General features: G+C 67.3%; 15 protein-coding genes and 1 pseudogene. 14 read left to right on the forward strand and 2 right to left on the reverse strand.

What is annotated here, in order from left to right:
- Positions 1–135: 135 nt before the first annotated feature.
- The 4 genes from AQJ91_RS00005 (at position 136) to AQJ91_RS00020 (ending at position 3747) form a co-directional block, all read left to right on the forward strand.
- Complete coding sequence (locus AQJ91_RS00005) at positions 136–1626, forward strand: helix-turn-helix domain-containing protein (protein WP_159054458.1); 1491 nt, start codon at positions 136–138, stop codon at positions 1624–1626.
- A 33-nt stretch (positions 1627–1659) separates the two neighbouring features.
- Positions 1660–2253 (forward strand): GNAT family N-acetyltransferase, encoded by a 594-nt coding sequence (locus AQJ91_RS00010; RefSeq protein WP_159054459.1) that lies wholly within the window; start codon positions 1660–1662, stop codon positions 2251–2253.
- A gap of 406 nt (positions 2254–2659) precedes the next feature.
- On the forward strand, positions 2660–3556 hold the full coding sequence (locus AQJ91_RS00015) for a helix-turn-helix domain-containing protein (protein WP_067014266.1): 897 nt from the start codon (positions 2660–2662) through the stop codon (positions 3554–3556).
- Complete coding sequence (locus AQJ91_RS00020; RefSeq protein WP_067014269.1) at positions 3553–3747, forward strand: DUF397 domain-containing protein; 195 nt, start codon at positions 3553–3555, stop codon at positions 3745–3747. The genes AQJ91_RS00015 and AQJ91_RS00020 overlap by 4 nt, the downstream gene beginning before the upstream one ends.
- A 9-nt stretch (positions 3748–3756) precedes the next feature.
- Here the strand turns inward: AQJ91_RS00020 and AQJ91_RS00025 are convergent, their stop codons facing one another.
- The gene (locus tag AQJ91_RS00025; RefSeq protein WP_067014271.1) at positions 3757–3966 is read right to left on the reverse strand and encodes a hypothetical protein; all 210 of its coding nucleotides are present in this window, start codon (positions 3964–3966) and stop codon (positions 3757–3759) included.
- 328 nt (positions 3967–4294) lie between these two features.
- On the opposite strand from AQJ91_RS00025, the pseudogene AQJ91_RS00030 reads away from it, so the two are divergent.
- The 3 genes and pseudogenes from AQJ91_RS00030 to AQJ91_RS00040 all read left to right on the forward strand — a co-directional run bounded on the left by AQJ91_RS00030 (position 4295) and on the right by AQJ91_RS00040 (position 7390).
- Positions 4295–5414, forward strand: a pseudogene (locus AQJ91_RS00030) (IS630 family transposase).
- 55 nt (positions 5415–5469) lie between these two features.
- Entirely contained in the window at positions 5470–6039 is a 570-nt protein-coding gene (locus AQJ91_RS00035; RefSeq protein WP_067014274.1) for a maleylpyruvate isomerase N-terminal domain-containing protein, read from the forward strand.
- 49 nt (positions 6040–6088) lie between these two features.
- Positions 6089–7390, forward strand: coding sequence for an RNA-guided endonuclease InsQ/TnpB family protein (locus AQJ91_RS00040; RefSeq protein WP_067014278.1), 1302 nt, complete (start codon positions 6089–6091; stop codon positions 7388–7390).
- A gap of 308 nt (positions 7391–7698) precedes the next feature.
- Here the strand turns inward: AQJ91_RS00040 and AQJ91_RS51690 are convergent, their stop codons facing one another.
- A complete protein-coding gene (locus AQJ91_RS51690; protein WP_199847832.1) occupies positions 7699–8016 on the reverse strand; it encodes a hypothetical protein in 318 nt (105 codons plus the stop codon).
- 84 nt (positions 8017–8100) lie between these two features.
- Between AQJ91_RS51690 and AQJ91_RS00050 the strand changes: the two genes are divergently transcribed.
- The 7 genes from AQJ91_RS00050 to AQJ91_RS00080 all read left to right on the forward strand — a co-directional run bounded on the left by AQJ91_RS00050 (position 8101) and on the right by AQJ91_RS00080 (position 15750).
- The gene (locus AQJ91_RS00050; RefSeq protein WP_067014284.1) at positions 8101–8769 is read left to right on the forward strand and encodes a serine/threonine-protein kinase; all 669 of its coding nucleotides are present in this window, start codon (positions 8101–8103) and stop codon (positions 8767–8769) included.
- 275 nt (positions 8770–9044) lie between these two features.
- Positions 9045–10331 (forward strand): ABC transporter substrate-binding protein, encoded by a 1287-nt coding sequence (locus AQJ91_RS00055; RefSeq protein WP_067014287.1) that lies wholly within the window; start codon positions 9045–9047, stop codon positions 10329–10331.
- A gap of 6 nt (positions 10332–10337) precedes the next feature.
- Positions 10338–11243, forward strand: a complete 906-nt coding sequence (locus AQJ91_RS00060) for a carbohydrate ABC transporter permease (protein WP_079084594.1) — start codon at positions 10338–10340, stop codon at positions 11241–11243.
- Positions 11243–12178, forward strand: a complete 936-nt coding sequence (locus AQJ91_RS00065; RefSeq protein ID WP_079084595.1) for a carbohydrate ABC transporter permease — start codon at positions 11243–11245, stop codon at positions 12176–12178. Before AQJ91_RS00060 ends, AQJ91_RS00065 begins: the two co-directional genes overlap by 1 nt.
- A gap of 66 nt (positions 12179–12244) precedes the next feature.
- Complete coding sequence (locus AQJ91_RS00070) at positions 12245–12949, forward strand: hypothetical protein (RefSeq protein WP_067014290.1); 705 nt, start codon at positions 12245–12247, stop codon at positions 12947–12949.
- A gap of 9 nt (positions 12950–12958) precedes the next feature.
- Positions 12959–14230 (forward strand): ROK family transcriptional regulator, encoded by a 1272-nt coding sequence (locus tag AQJ91_RS00075; RefSeq protein WP_067014293.1) that lies wholly within the window; start codon positions 12959–12961, stop codon positions 14228–14230.
- Positions 14231–14418: 188 nt separating this feature from the next.
- Positions 14419–15750, forward strand: a complete 1332-nt coding sequence (locus AQJ91_RS00080) for a hypothetical protein (RefSeq protein WP_067014297.1) — start codon at positions 14419–14421, stop codon at positions 15748–15750.
- Positions 15751–15765: the final 15 nt, after the last annotated feature.

Raw genomic sequence — 15765 nt, forward strand, 5'->3', positions numbered from 1 at the left:
TTCAGCAAGCGGCGCGCGGGGTCGTTAGCTGCGGTCAGGGGTTTTCTCCCGCAGTTCCCCCGCCGCTGACCAGCGGAAATTCGGAAACTCCGGTGAAACCTCCCGCGGAACCCGGACAAACGGAGGTGCATGCCCGTGGGTGTACAGGCGGGCTCGGGCAACAAGTCCGACCGTGAAGCACTGCGCAGGGAGATGAGCGGCCGGGGCTGCACCCGCGGGGAGATCGCGGAGGAGATGGGCAGACGGTGGGGCTTCCGCCCGAGGCAGGCCTGGCGTCATGCGGCCGGCCTCACCCAGGAGGAACTCGCCCACCTCTACAACGCGGCCCTGGGCGACGCCAACGCGGCCATGTCCGGCAAGCGGATCGCCGATTACGAGGCCTGGCCCATACGGGGGAACCAGCCTCCCGCCCATGTACTCGCGACGCTCGCGAAAGTGCTCGACGCCGGAGTGCGTGACCTGGTGGACCTGTTGGACATGCAGAGCATGTCCCAACAGAATCTCATCACCTTCGGTATGGAAACACAGCAAGCCAGACTGCCGGTTCGTACGGAGGAACGTTCACCGAACATCACATCGGCCAGCCGGGGTTCACCCGACTTCGAGGCCCTGATCTCCTCGACGGCAAAGGAATCGCTCAAACACGCGGAGCGAGCGGAAGTTACGGAGGTAGGAGGTATGACGCTCGCCGATCTCGACATGGAGGTGAGGAGAATCGCGCAGGAGCACCTTCACGTCAACTCGTTGGACCTTTTCGACGACACGATTCTTCTCCGTAACCGGGTGTACCGACTCCTGGAACGCAAGCAGCACCCACGAGAGTCCTCGCAGCTCTATTTCCTGGCCGGCATCCTGTGCAATCTGCTCGCGGACACCAGCATGAGTGCGGGACAGCCACGGGCGGCACTGGAGCAGTGTCAGGCGGGCCTCACCTACGGCGAGATCATCGGCCACAACGGCCTGCGCTTCTGGGCGAGAACCATGCAGGCGTCGCTGGCCTACTGGTCGGGACGGCCAAAGCGTGCGCTGGACCTGGTGCAGTCCGCCGAGCAATGGTCCAGGGCCCCCGTAGCCCGCTTGCAGTACGACAATGCGTCGGCTCTCTTCCACGCCTGTATCGGGGAGCGGGACGATTCGCTGGAGAGTCTTCGCAGCGCGCAGGAGAACAGGGACCGCGTCAACGGCACGGACGAGCTTTTCGAGCAGATCGGCGGGATGTTCGCCTACCCGCCCGCCAAACAGGCACAGATCGCGACCATGACGATGATCCAGCTCGAAAGGTTCGAGGACGCGGTCACCACCGCATCCCACTGTCTCGACCTCTACGAGAACAGTCCGCACGACCAGCGTGCCTTCGGAAACGAGGCGTCGGCGAAGATCGACCTGGCACGGGCCCACCTTCTCTCCGGCGAGGTCTCCGGTGCGGCGTCCGCTCTCCAGGAAGTACTGAATCTTCCGCCCAGAATGCGACAGGAATGGTTTGTCGTAAGCCTGAAGTCTTTACTGCCCGACCTGCGGCACAACAGGTTCAACGGCTCCACCGAGAAGAGGCAACTGGCGGAGAATATCGAAGAATTCTGTTCGGAAACGGCTGCGGCAACGTTTCCCCCTATGCTGGGATCTTGATGCACCGTCAGGTGGATGATAAGCTGCGCTTTCGTGATTCTCGTGCAGGTGGAAAGGTTGGTTGCGCGGATGCCTGGTATTTCCTTGGCGCGTCTCTCTCCGGACGGTGTGAGGGAGGATATCGATGAATTCAGTGAACTGTATGCCAGTGATTTTGTCGACCCTCCTTTGAAGGGTACCGACTTTTACAGCGGAGAAAGATTCAAGGGCAGGCTCACCGGGGACTACCTCAACGCTCCCCGCTTCGAGGCCGTGGTCGCGAGGGATTCCGATGGCCTGGTCGGGTTCATCTACGGCTGCTCTCTGCCGGCTGGAACCTCGTGGTGGTCCGACCTCGTGGGGCAACTGCCGGAGTCTCTCACCGTCGAGACAGGGGAGAGGACCGTGGCGATCATCGACTTCGTGGTGGCGAAGAGGTCCCGAGGTGCCGGGATCGGCTCGCGTCTGTATCGGGAGTTCATCGACGGTAGAAGCGAAGCGCGGGCTTCGTTGTTCTGCTCACCTCCCCAGCAGCCTGCTTATTCCATCTGGCAGCACTGGGGCTACGAAAAGGTCGGAGAATCACGCCCGGCGGAAGACGCCAATCTCCTGCACGCCTTCCTGAAGGAGTTGAGGGCTGCCTCGTAGCCCTCGTAGCCACGAGTCGGCGGGCAGTGGCCGCTCCTGTGGTTGATTCCGTTCGATGCGCCCGGAGTTGGCAGGCCTCGCGTGCGGGTGGATATCTGGGTCTCGAAGTTGAGCGGTGCGCGGACGCCGGGCGCCGACTGGTAAGCCGCGAGGATGTGACAGTTTCCGCGGGAGTGTCACATCCCCGGCTTACGAGGGCCCTGGGGGCGGATGCCGACCAACAGGGGCGCACCGCTCAAGTTCGAAGACCCGGATATCTGCGAACTCGGTCACTCGGCGTGTTCGTTGCGTTCTACCCTGACCAGGGAACGGTACGGAGGGTGCGTATACCGGTACGGACGGTTGCCCGTACGGGTGTCGGACGTATCCCGGGACGGCGTACGGAATCGGACGGGGCGGTGGTCAGATGTCGGAGCGGCCGGTGTCGACGGAAGTGCGGGGGTCAGGGGGGTCACGGGAAGAACGGGACCCGCAGGACGACGGAGAGCAGAGCAGCGACCTCTTCCGGGCGGTCGGCAAGCAGATCAGGGTGTTGCGGGAGCGGGCCGGTCTCACCCAGCGCGAGTTGGGGGACCGGCTCGGGTACGGGGAGGATCTGATCTCGTCGGTGGAGCGGGGGCGGCGCACACCGCAGCGGGAGTTGCTGGAGGCGTCAGACGAACTGCTGGGTGCGGGCGGTCTGTTGAAGGCGACGATCGAGGATGTGGAGAAGGCCAAGGCGAAGGCACGGGTACGGCATCCGGCTTGGTTCAGGGACTATGCGCGGTTGGAGGCGGATGCCGTTGAGATCAACTTCTACAACAACCACGACATTCCTGGTCTGTTGCAGACCGAACGACGGGCGCGGGCCCTGTATGAGATGCGCAAACCCCTGTTGGACGAGGACACCATTGAGCAGCGCGTGGCTGCACGGCTGGGACGTCAGGAGATCCTGACCCGCTGGCCTCCGCCCATGGTGACCGCCGTCATGGAGGAGGCGGCTCTTCGGCGGCCCATCGGAGGGCCGGAAGTGCACAAGGAGCAGCTTGAGCAGTTGCTCCGGCTTGGCCGACTCCGCAGTCTGGAACTCCAGGTGATGCCCATGGACCGAGCCGAGCACGCCGGTATGGGCGGCTCGTTCATCCTGCTGACTCCCAAAGGGAAGCCGCAGCTCGGGTATACGGAGGCCCAGAACAGTAGCCGTCTGGCGACGGACTCCGAGGAAGTCCGTATCCTGGCCGCACGCTACGGGAGCATCAGGGCCCAGGCGCTCACGCCGAGGGAGTCGCTGGACCTGATGGAAGAGATGCTGGGAGAACGATGAGTACTGCGGAACCCGTGCGACTCGCCTGGTTCAAGAGCAGCTACAGCGGCAACGAGGGTGGCGAGTGCGTCGAAGTCGCCACCATCCCAGGTGTCGTGCACGTCCGGGACTCCAAGGCTCCCGACCGAGCGCAGCTGGTCTTCCGGGGCGAGGAGTGGTCAGCGTTCGTGCGGTACACCGTCGAGCGCTGATCCAGGAGTTCAGTCCAGGCGGTGGGGGGCGTATGCCCGTGCCAGCTCGCGTTTGTGGATGGCCTCGACCATCGTGCGGGACATGCCGGGAGACCAGCCCAGGCCGGTCAGGACGTCACCGAAGTGATGGACTGGCCCGTCATCGATGCCCTGGACGATCGTGGTGAGTACCGGTTTGCCCGGCTCGCGTGGTGCGTCGACGGCAACCAGCAGCCTCACTTGGGCCTCCGGCGTGAAGGGTTGCCCGGTCCGCTTCCACCTTGCTTGCCGGGCAGGGGAAAGCCGAATCGCCGTCAGGGCGATTCGGCGTCTCGGGAGAGACGGTGGTGAGGCCGACCTGGAGCCGTTCGTGGTGGCGGGTTGAGGGCCCGGTGGGCGGGGCGTCCTGGAAGGCAAGAGCGTGCCGGTCACTCTCACGGGTGATGTTGATCGAAGTCGTGCGCGGGAGGGGAACGGGGTGTCTAGTGCTGTGACCGCGTAGGTTCGCCGGGTTGGTGGTCGCGACGGTTGGATGTGCGGTGACGTCCATTCGACCGCTGGAGGCGCGGTGGCTGAGCCTGTCCGTGTACGCAGACTGACCGACCAAGAGGGGCAGAAGCTGCAGCAGATCGTGCGCCGGGGCAGCACCAGTTCGGTGCGCTACCGGCGCGGGATGATGCTGCTGGCCTCGGCGGGCGGGAACCGTGTGCCGGTGATCGCCCAGCTGGTCCAGGCGGACGAGGACACCGTGCGCGATGTGATCCACCGCTTCAACGCGATCGGCCTGGCCTGCCTGGACCCTCAGTGGGCGGGAGGCCGTCCCCGCCTGCTCACCCCTGACGACGAGGACTTCGTCATCCGGACGGCCACCACTCGCCCCACCAGGCTCGGTCAGCCCTTCACCCGCTGGTCGATCCGGAAACTCGCCGCCTACCTGCGGAAAGTGCACGGACGTGTCGTCCGCATCGGCCGGGAAGCCTTACGGTGCCTGCTCCGGCGCCACGGCATCACCTTCCAGCGCACCAAGACCTGGAAGGAGTCGCCCGACCCTGATCGCGACTCCAAGCTCGACCGGATCGAGCAGGTGCTGGACCGCTTCCCGGACCGGGTCTTCGCGTTCGACGAGTTCGGGCCCTTGGGGATCCGGCCCACCGCGGGATCCTGCTGGGCGAAGCAAGGCAAGCCCGACCGGCTGCCGGCGACCTACCGCCGCACCCACGGCGTCACCTACTTCCACGGCTGCTACTCCGTGGGCGACGACCGCCTCTGGGGCGTCAACCGCCGTTGCAAGGGCACTGCCAACACCCTGGCGGCGCTCAAGTCGATCCGCGCCGCCCGACCCGACGGCGCCCCGATCTACATCATCTTGGACAACCTCTCCGCCCACACCGGCGCGACGATTCGCCGCTGGGCGAAGAAACAAGGTCGAGCTGTGCTTCACCCCGACCTATGCCTCCTGGGCCAACCCGATCGAGGCCCACTTCGGACCGCTGCGGCAGTTCACCCTGGCCAACTCCCACCATCGCAGCCATCCCGCGCAGACCCGGGCCCTGCACCGCTACCTGCGCTGGCGCGACGCCAACACCCGCCACCCTGACGTGCTCGCCGCACAACGCCGAGAGCGTGCCCGCATCCGCAGCGAGAAAGGCATCCGCTGGGGCGGACGTGCCAGATGCCCGGCGGCGTGAAGGATCGACAACCGGCACAGCCCACTCCCACAACACGGACCGCGAGGAGCTCTGCATGGACCATCAGGACGTCGACGCCGCCGTGGCAGAGATGCTGCGGGTGCTTGGCCTCCATACCGCCGAGGACTGGACAGTGCCGGCGGGGCCGCTCGAATGGACCTGCTGGCAAACAGCAGCCCACATCGGCCACGACCTGCTGGCCTACGCAGGGCAGCTGGCAGCACAGCCCGTCGGCGCCTACCTTCCCATCGACCTGAACGTTCGCCCCACTGCCTCGCCGGCCGAAGTACTCCAGGCCGTCACCGCCTGCGGCGGACTGCTCAGCAGCGCCCTGGCCACAGCCAACCCGACCCTGAGGGCCTGGCACTGGGGCCCGTGTGACCCCGAAGGGTTCGCGGCGATGGGCGTCGCCGAAACCCTGCTGCACACCTACGACATCACGCAGGGACTGTCCGTGGACTGGCTGCCACCAGCACCGCTGAGCGCAGCAGTACTCAACCGGCTCTTCCCCGCCGCCCCGCCCGGAGACCCCATCCAGGTACTCCTCTGGTGCACCGGCCGCGGAGAACTCGACGGCCTCCCTCGCCAAACCTCATGGAGGTGGGAAGCAGCACGATCGGACTGATCGAGCTGACCCCGGCGAACGTTCCCGGTCACAGCACTAGGTTCGTGGCATGTCACGTTTCCGGATGTACCCGTCGCGCGCGCAGGCCGAGCAGATGCTCACGCACTGCGCGCACGCCCGGTACGTGTGGAATCTCGCTGTCGAGCAGCATGCGCACTGGCGCCGGTGGCGTAAGAGCGCGCCCGGTTTCGTGGAGCAGTGCCGTCAGCTCACCGAAGCCCGGCGGGAGAACGAGTGGCTGGGCTCGGGGAACGCGGACGTGCAGCAGCAGGCGTTGAAGGACTTCGCCCAGGCCAAGAACGCCAGGTTCACGTCCGGGTTCGGTGAGCCGACCTGGCGCAGGAAGCATGTGCACGAGGGCTTCCGGGTCATCGGTACCGACCGCGTGCCGGAATACCAGGCGGACGGGTCGCCGAAGCTGAACGTGAAGACCGGCAGGCAGGTCATGGGCCGGTCGGTGGTCGTACAGAAGCTGAACCGGCGGTGGGCGCAGGTCAGGGTGCCCGGCTGCGGCTGGGTCCGCTTCCGACTCAGCGCCCGGGGCAAAGGTGCGAAGCTGCCCGACGCGAAGACGTTCCGGGTCACCTTCCGCAACGGGCAGTGGCACATCGCGTTCGCCGTCATCCCCGACCCGGCCGAGGGGCCGGGCACGGGCGAGGTGATCGGCATCGACCGGGGTGTCACCGTCACCGCCGCTCTCTCCGACGGACGGAAGCTGAACTGTCCCCAGCTCACCACCCGCGAGCGGGCGCAGATCCGCAAGCACCAGCGGCGGGCTGCTCGCGCCCCCAAGGGCAGCAAGGCCAAGACCGCCGAGTACGCCAAGGCCGCCAGACTCAAGGCGCGGGAGGCGAACCGGCGCAAGGACTGGTGCGAGAAGACCAGCACCATGCTCGCCCGCTGCTATGACCTTGTCCGGTTCGAGAAGCTGAACATCAAGACGATGACCCGCTCCGCGAAGGGAACCGTGGAGCGGCCCGGCAAGAACGTGGCGCAGAAGTCCGGCCTGAACCGGTCGATCCTCGCCCAGGGCTGGGGCCTGCTCCGGCAGCGCACCGGGCACAAAGCCCCCGGCCGGGTCGAAGACGTTCCCGCCCCCTACACCTCTCTGCGGTGCAGTGCCTGCGGTTGGATCGACAAGAACTCGCGCAAGAGCCAAGCCGAGTTCGTCTGTTCCTCCTGCGGCTTCACCTGCAACGCCGACACCAACGCCAGTATCAACATCGCGGCAGGACAGGGCGGGATCCCCCGCCCCCGGCGAACAGCCGGTGCCGGAGGGACGACACCGCCCAACCAGCGGTCGAGCGTCCGTGAACCTCAACCCGAATGGGTTGGAATCCCCCTCTTCTAAGAGGGGGAGGATGTCAAGACTTGTGCCTCGGTGAGAAGGCGCCTGGACGGGGCCTTGGTCGGTGCCGGTCGGTGCCGGTCGGGTGTCTGGGACGGCCGGGGATGCTGCGGGGCGGAGTGATTTGAGGTCTTGCCACTTGTCGTCGGTCTCGCAGGTCGTGGTAGTCCGGCGGCAGGACGATGGGCAGGTCGGAGGTCGCGCTGCCGATCACCGCGGTCTGGATGCTGCGGTGATCGGTCCCTTCGTCGTACCGCATCAGGTTCGTCCCTTTGGCGTGTCGGGCGGCTGCGAGGCGGTGCTGCTTCGGGTCACCGCGCCGCGTGGCGAGGGCCCTGGCCGGGAGGTGGGTCGAGGAGGGTCTGGTAGGGGGTGCCGGTGCGCTGGGCTTCGGCCATGCGGTCGTAGATGTCGAGGATGAGGTCCTTGGTGCGGTAGGTGCCGTGGGCGGCGATGTCCTCGCGCTTGATGATGGGGAATGTCTCCATGACGTAGTCCACATCGTCGCGGTCAAGGCCGTAGAGGTGGAAGAACGCTGCGTCCAGCTCGGCACGGAGCACTTCCCGGCGCTGCTCGTCCCAGCGATAAGGAGCGCCCTCCTCGCCGAGAACACGGGCGTAGTCGGCCATGTCGTAGCTTGTGTATGCCAGTTCTGCTACGCGCTTGGCCACCCAAGGTCCGAGGGGCCCTGCGCCCCAATCCAAGGGCTGGATTTGGGCGACTACATCGCGGAACGGAGACAGCTCACCCTGGAGGAGACCGCGTCCGTCGGCGTGCAGATCTGCTCGGCGCTGGCGGCCGCCCACACCAGGGGTGTCGTCCACCGGGACCTCAAGCCCGGCAACGTGCGCATCCGCACCGACGGCGTCGTCAAGGTGCTCGACTTCGGGGTTGCCGCCATCCTCGACGCGGACACCAAGAAGCTCACCACGACCGGCGAGCGGCTCGGCAGCTGGCAGTACATGGCACCCGAGCAGGTCATGGGCGCACCCGTCGACCGGCGGACCGATCTGTACGCCCTGGGTTGCCTGCTGCACGAAATGCTGACGGGGAAACCGGTGTTCGAGCACGAGTCCCCGCTGATGGTGCCGAGTACGCATACCGAGGCGGCGCCCGAGCCGCTGCGCACCGTCCGCCCGGATCTCCCGGAAGCGGTGGAGACGCTGGTCCTGGAGCTGCTGGAGAAGAAGCAGGGTGACCGGCCCGCGCACGCGGGAGTGGTCTACCGGCGCCTGGCGCCGCATCTGCCCGGACCCGGGACGCCCGTCGGCGCCCTCGTCCCCTGGGCGGAGGCCGATCCGCGCCGGCCCTTCCTGCACCCCATGGCGCCGGACGCGCGGCCCGTACGGCAGTGGGCCAGGGAGGCGGACGGGCAGCGGTAGCGCGCCGCAAACGGCCACACCCGGTGGATCTGTGGTCCTGCGCGGCCCACAGCCGTAGCCCCATATTCGATACCCGCACCGGTACCCCACCTGCGAGGACCCCGAGGATGACCGCTTTTGCGGCGGCGTGCGACTGGGGTGGCGGCAGAAACCTGTGGGAAACAGGGTCTTGTCGCTGGCTTAAAACGAGGGTTAGTTTAACCGCCATTCGAAGTCCGGTCTGATCATCCGGGCGACCTCCAGGGCGTGTGCACACTTCTAGGAAGGGCAGTGCCATGACGCTTGACAGGGCACAGTTTTCGCGTCGGGGTTTTCTGGGGCTGGGAGTCGCGGCGGGCGTCATCACGCTCACGGCGTGTGGGTCCGGCAGCGGCTCGGGCGACGACCCCCTGGTGATGACGGTATGGGGTGGCGAGACCGACCGGGCCGCCTACCAGAAGCGCATCGACCTGCTGGTGAAGAAGTACCCCGACCTGAAGGTGAAGCTCCAGCTGATCCCGTCGGATTCGTACCCGCAGAAGGTGCAGACGATGATCGCGGGCGGCAAGGGCCCGGACATCATGCAGGTCGCGGAGAACGCCAACGTCTACTCGAGCAAGAACCAGCTCCTGCCGCTCGACGACCTCGCCAAGGGCGCGGGGCTGGACCCGGCGCAGCGGTTCGGGGCGATCGGGTCGCTCTACTCGTACCAGGACAAGGTGTACGCGATACCGGACCGTTCCGGCGCGATGATCGTCTACTACAACAAGACCCTGTTCGAGTCGAAGGGCATCAAGGCCCCGACGGCCGACTGGACTTGGGACGACACCCTCGACGCCTTCAAGGAGACGACGAGCAGGGGCAAGACCTGGGGCTACGGCGGCGCGAGCTGGTGGCCCCAGTGGTGGAGCTTCGCGTATCAGAACGGCGGCGCGATCATCGACGCGGACGGCAGGCCGACGGCGGACAGTGACGAGGTCGTCGAGGCGCTGCAGTGGGCGGGCGACCTGACCTTCAAGCACGGTGTGGTGCCCACGAAGGCGCAGTACGCCGACATGGGTACGGACGTCGGCGGCGACCAGGCCTTCGCCAACGGCACGGTCGCGGTCAACGCCACCGGGTTCTGGGCCATCGCCGGCCTCACGGACACCAAGTTCGAGTGGGACATCGCGCCGATGTGGCGGGGCGAGAAGCAGGCGGTGGCCTCCTTCGGCAGCGGCCTCGCCATCTCCCGTACCGCGAAGAACCCGAACAACGCCTTCAAGGCGATCGACTTCCTCACCTCGCCCGAGGCCCAGCAGCAGATCATCGCCACCGGTCAGGACGTGCCGGCCAACCTCGAGGTGCAGAAGAGCGAGGCGTTCCTCAAGCCGGCCTGGATGAAGACCCCGGTGAACATGGGTGTGTTCGCCGAGTCCAGTGAGTTCCTCTTCAAGGCGCCGTTCATTCCCGAGTGGAACGAGATGCAGGCGGCGATCGACACGGAGCTGGCCGACTTCTGGCTCGGCAAGGAGAAGAGCGCCAAGAAGGCGCTCACCGCGCTCCAGAAGAGCCTCGAGTCCATCGTCAAGTCAGCGGGATGACCGACGATGGCGATGTCGCGGATGCGGCGCCGTGAGGCGCTCTGGTTCTACCTGTTCGTCTCGCCGTGGGTGATCGGCTTCCTCGCGTTCCTGCTCGGGCCGATGATCTCGTCGATCTACCTCTCGATGACGGACTGGGACTCCTTCACCCCGCCCGAGTGGGTCGGTCTGGACAACTACGTCAAGCTGCTGACCGAGGATCCCGTGTTCTGGAAGGCCCTCGGGAACACCTTCCACTACGCGGCCGTATCCGTTCCGCTGGGGCTGCTGGTCGGGCTGTGGCTGGCCAACCTGCTCAACAAGCAGGTCCGTGGCCGCAAACTGTTCCGCACCCTGGTCTACCTGCCGACGCTGGTGCCCCTGGTCGCCGCGTCGCTGGCCTTCCGGGTGGTGCTCGCACCGTCGGGTCCGTTCAACGACGTGCTCGGCTGGGTCGGTATCTCCGGGCCGCAGTGGCTGCTGGACCCGAGCTGGGTGAAGTACGCGCTGATCCTGTTGTCGGTGTGGAGCGCCGGCAGTGCGACCGTCCTGCTGCTCGCGGCCATGAAGGGCATTCCGCGGGAGCTGTACGAGGCGGCCGAGATCGACGGCGCGGGACCGGTGCGGCAGTTCTGGAGCATCACGGTGCCGCAGCTGACACCGGTGATCTTCTTCAACCTGGTGATGGGGCTGATCGCGGCGTTCCAGGTCTTCTCACAGGTGTACATCCTCACCCCGAAGGCGTCCCAGCCCGGAACCTACAACGCGAGCCAGACGACGGTGCCGTACCTCTTCGACCAGGCCTTCTCCTACTACCACATGGGCTACGCCTCGGCGATCTCGTGGCTCCTGTTCGCCGTGATCCTGGTGTTCACCCTGCTGGCCTTCCGCACCACCCGCCGCTGGGTGTTCTACGAGACCGAGGTGAAGTGATGGCGACCCTCGTATCCACCCCTGCGCCGCGACAGCAGGGCGAGAAGCGCCGGGACGACGAGAAGCGAGCGAGCGAGGCGCCCCGTGTGCTGCGGGTGTTCCGGGCGACGCCGTTCACCTACGCGACCCTGATCGTCGTGTCGGCGATCCTCTCGACGCCGTTGGTGTTCGCCGTGTCGATCGCGTTGTCGAGCGACCACACCGTGACCACCAACACGTTCACGATCTTCCCGCACGAGTTCCAGTGGGAGAACTTCACCAAGGTGTTCGGCACCGATCTGCCGATGGGCCGGTTCCTGGTGAACTCGCTGGTCATCTCGGTCGGTTCGGTCATCGGCCAGATGGTGTCCAGCGGTCTGGTCGGCTACGCGTTCGCCCGCCTGCGGGCCCCCGGGAAGAACGTGATGTTCCTGATCGTCATCGCGACGATGATGATCCCGACGCAGATCACGATGATTCCCCAGTTCATCCTGTTCAAGGACCTGGGCTGGGTGAACACCTACTGGCCGCTGATCGTGCCGAACTTCTTCTCCAACGCCTTCAACGTCTTCCTGGTACGCCAGTTCGTCTCCCGCCTGCCCGGCGAGCTCGACGAGGCGGCCATGGTGGACGGGCTCGGGTTCTTCGGCATCTACCGGCGCATCATGCTCCCGATGCTGTGGCCCGTGCTGATCGCGATCGGCATCTTCACCCTGACGTACACCTGGGGTGACTTCATGGGGCCGCTGATCTACCTCAACGACGAGTCGAAGATGCCGCTGGCGCTGGGCGTGCAGTACATCACCACCACCGCCGTGGCCGGCCAGCCGCCGCCGTGGAACCTGGTGATGGTCGGTTCGATCCTGCTCACCCTCCCGATGATCGCCGTCTACTACCTCGGCCAGCGGTACCTGTACGAAATGGACATCAGCGGCGGAAGCGCGGGGGTCAAGTGAGCCGACCGACAGTCACGACATCTCGGCGCACTGCGCGGACTCGGCACGCTGTGGACGGTCCGGGGCGTGGCGGATGTGTCGGCCCTGTGGTCGGTGCGCGGCCGGTGGGCGGGCGGGCCGGCGCCCCTGCGCGGGCTCGGCGGCTGGAGCAGCACCCGCGTCGGCCTCCCCGTCACCTGTACGCGCGACATCAGGTCGGCCACCGCGTCGGCGCTGCGCCTGCTGGGCGTGGTCGAGCCGGTGCGCGTGAGTGTGGACAACGGCGAGCCGCGTACCGTCCACGCCGAAAACCCCTGGGTCCTGCTGCCCGCCGGAACCCATCGGATCTCGGTCACGATGCCGCACCACCCCAGTGGCGGCGGCCTCCGTGCCGAGCTGCTCAGTCTTGAACCGGTGACGGACTGGTCGTGCGCCGTACAGGACGACGACCTGCTGACCGGTTTCGCCGCCGGGGCCGGCCCCGCGCAGGACGTCCAGCTGCCGCTGGCCTTGGAACCGGGGGAGGAGACGTGGATCGACGTCGATCTGTCGCCGTCCGACGACGGCTTCCTGGTGCGGCTGGAGGGATCACAGATCAGGGTGACCGGATGGGCCGCCGGCGAGTGCGTGGGCCGGGTCTGGGTCGGCGACCGACCGGCCTTCTCGGGCGGAGATTCGAACGTACTCTGGATCCCATCGGGATGGTCCGGACTGACCCTGCTGTTGCGGGGAACCGCCGGACCGGGCAATCCGGAGCTCCGTACGCTGCGGCTGGAGTCTCCTGACGGCTGAAGGAGAACGGTGGCGCGGCACACAGCCCGTGATCTTCGCAGCGAGAACCGCTTCGAGGTTCTGCACGCTTTGTTCGAACTCGGGCCGTCCACCCGCCAGGAACTCGCCCGGCACACCGGACTCAGCCCGGCGACCGTGGCGACACTGGTCACCGAGTTCCTGTCCGGAGGCGTGCTGCACATCGCCGCGGTGGAGCGCAACACCGGGGGACGGCCGCAGGAGCGGCTGACCATCGATCCCGACCGCGGCCGCATCGTCGGCGTCGACGTGGCCGAGACCTACGTCGACGCCACGGTGTACGACCTCGCGCTCGGTGCGCTCGGCCACGGAGAGGCCGCGCTCGACGAGCACGAGAACGACCCGGACTACGTCGTCGACGGGATCCTCCGTGTGATCGAGTCGGCCGTCGAGGACGGCGGAACCGAGCGCGAGCGCATCATCGGCGTCGGCGTCAGCATGCCGGGGCACGTCCATCCCGACACCGGTGTCTCGGTCTTCGCGCCGAACTGGGACTGGCATGACGTCCACATCGAGAAGATGCTGGAGAAGGTCCTCCCGGTCCCGGTGTACGTCGACAATCCGCTCAAGGCGGTGATCCTGTCCGAAATGTGGTTCGGCGTCGGGAGCGTCGTGGACAGCATGGCCGTCGTCAACCTCGGCACCGGGGTCGGTGCCGGCATCGCCATCGACGGTTCACTGCTGCGCGGCACCACCAACAACGCCGGCGAATGGGGCCACACGCTCCTCGAGTTGGACGGCCGGCAGTGCCGTTGCGGTAGGCGCGGTTGCGTCGAGGCGTATCTCGGCGCCCCTGGTCTGCGGACGACGCTCGCCGAGATCGACCCGGAACATCCCACGCTGCGCCAGTCACGCCAACGTGACTTCGTCGAGGCGGTCGCCGACGGCCTCGCCGCGGGCGATCCGGCGCTGACGGGCCTGGCCCGCCGTACCTCGCGCTACCTTGCCGCGGCCCTCGGTGACCTGGTCAACCTGCTCAACATCCCCAGCGTCACCCTCACCGGCTGGACCTCCGATGCCCTGGCCGAGTGGCTCGTACCCGCTCTGCGTGACGAACTCCCCCACCACGTCATGCCCGGTTCACTGCCGGGCCTCACCGTGGAACCGTCCCGAGTCCCGGGCAACGCTGTGGCCCTCGGCATGGCGGCCTTCACGCTGCAGCAGTTCCTCACACGTCTCGGTCTGGCCAGCCCGGCCGGAACCCGGCCGCGACCGGACCCGGATCACGGCATCGATCGGTCACGACAGGGGCAGAGGCTGTAAGTGCTCCACGGCCCACGGCCGTATCGCGCTGGTCACCGGCGCCGACAAGGGCGTCGGTGCCACCCCCGACCCGGCCGACTCGTCTCCCGGCTGGGCTCTGACCGGGCTTATGGCCTGGTCGGGGCCCTCTTCCGTGGGACGGGTGCCAGGCAGTGGGCGGCATCGGGCTCGTGCCGCATAATCCTCGCGTGTCCGAAACCCCCGTCCCGATACCGTCGGGATCCGTTCCGGCGGGTACGCCCGCCTGGTCGTCCTCCGACGCCGCCCAGTGGGCCCAGGCCGGCCCGGCGTCCTGGGCGCGGCCCATGTGGTCCGTGCCGGCGTTGCTGGTCACCGTCGTATGGGCGATCGCGGTGGAACCGGTGCCGCCGTGCAGTGATGCGGCGCCCTGCGGTCCGGACTGGGCCGGCATGGTGCAAGTGGGCCTGGCCGTCGGGCTGTTGTACTGGCTCGTCCGGCTTCCGGAGCTCACGCTGGTCGCAGCGCCTGCTCTGGCGGCCATGGTGGCGTGGCGAGAGCTGCCGGGCGGCGACGACCGGATGTCCCAGGTCGCGAACGTCGCCGTGATCGTGGCTCTGGTCCTCGGCTGGGGCGGGGCCTGGGAGCGGTTGGCCGCCCGGTCCAGGCAGCGGCGGATCACCGAGCGGGCCGCTGGGGTTCGGCACCGGCTGCCGAAGGTCGTCGGTCCGCTCGCGCGAGGGCGGCTTCCGATCGCCGCCGGTCTTGTCCTGTGTGCTGTGGCCGGCGGTGCGGTCCTGTGGGGGCTGAGAGGCATCCGCGCCGACGAGCACCACGCCGCCCGGGCCGTGCACATCACGGCGAAGGTGATCAGCCGCGGAGAGGAGACGGTGCAGGTCCGCACCGTCGGTGAGCGGCTTGTCACCGTCGACGCGTTCTTCCCGGAGGACTACGGCGTCGGCAGCACGGTGACCGTGCTGGAGGACGGCTCGTGGCGGCGTCTGGTGGCCGAGCCGTACGACGCCTTCGATCGGCAGGCGCTGGCGCTGGCCGCCGGCCTGCCCGCGCTCTCCCTGCTCGCGGTGGGTGTCCTCGTCCGCCGTCGTTTCGTGGCGTTGCGTCGGGGACCGGTGCCTGCCCTGTGCGTGCTGGAGCGTACGGACCTCGACGGCCGCACCTGGGTCTACGCGGCGGACGACACGTCTGGCCGCACCGGGCTCTTCACCTGCTTCTGCGCGGTCGCGTTCCCCGAGGACGACGAGCCGGTGGACGGCATCGAAGACGAGGACGAGGACGAAGTCGAGGACGAGGAGGAATTCCCCGTCTACACGCAGTTGCACGAAGCGGTCCTGTTCGGCGTCCCCTACGACGGTGGCGAACTGGTCCTCGTCACGACAGACCTGGCGGGCGATCCGATCACGATCCATACCGCCGACCCGGTCCGGCTACCGCGGGCCGGCAAGGAACCCTTCCTCGGCGCCCCTGCCGTCCAGGACACCGACTCCGACACCACAGATCCGCTAGATCCGCTAGGTCCGCTGCACCAGGACCGGACGATCTGACGGGGGCCTGGGGAT

It is taken from the genome of Streptomyces dysideae (assembly GCF_001514305.1).
Taxonomy (GTDB): domain Bacteria; phylum Actinomycetota; class Actinomycetes; order Streptomycetales; family Streptomycetaceae; genus Streptomyces; species Streptomyces dysideae.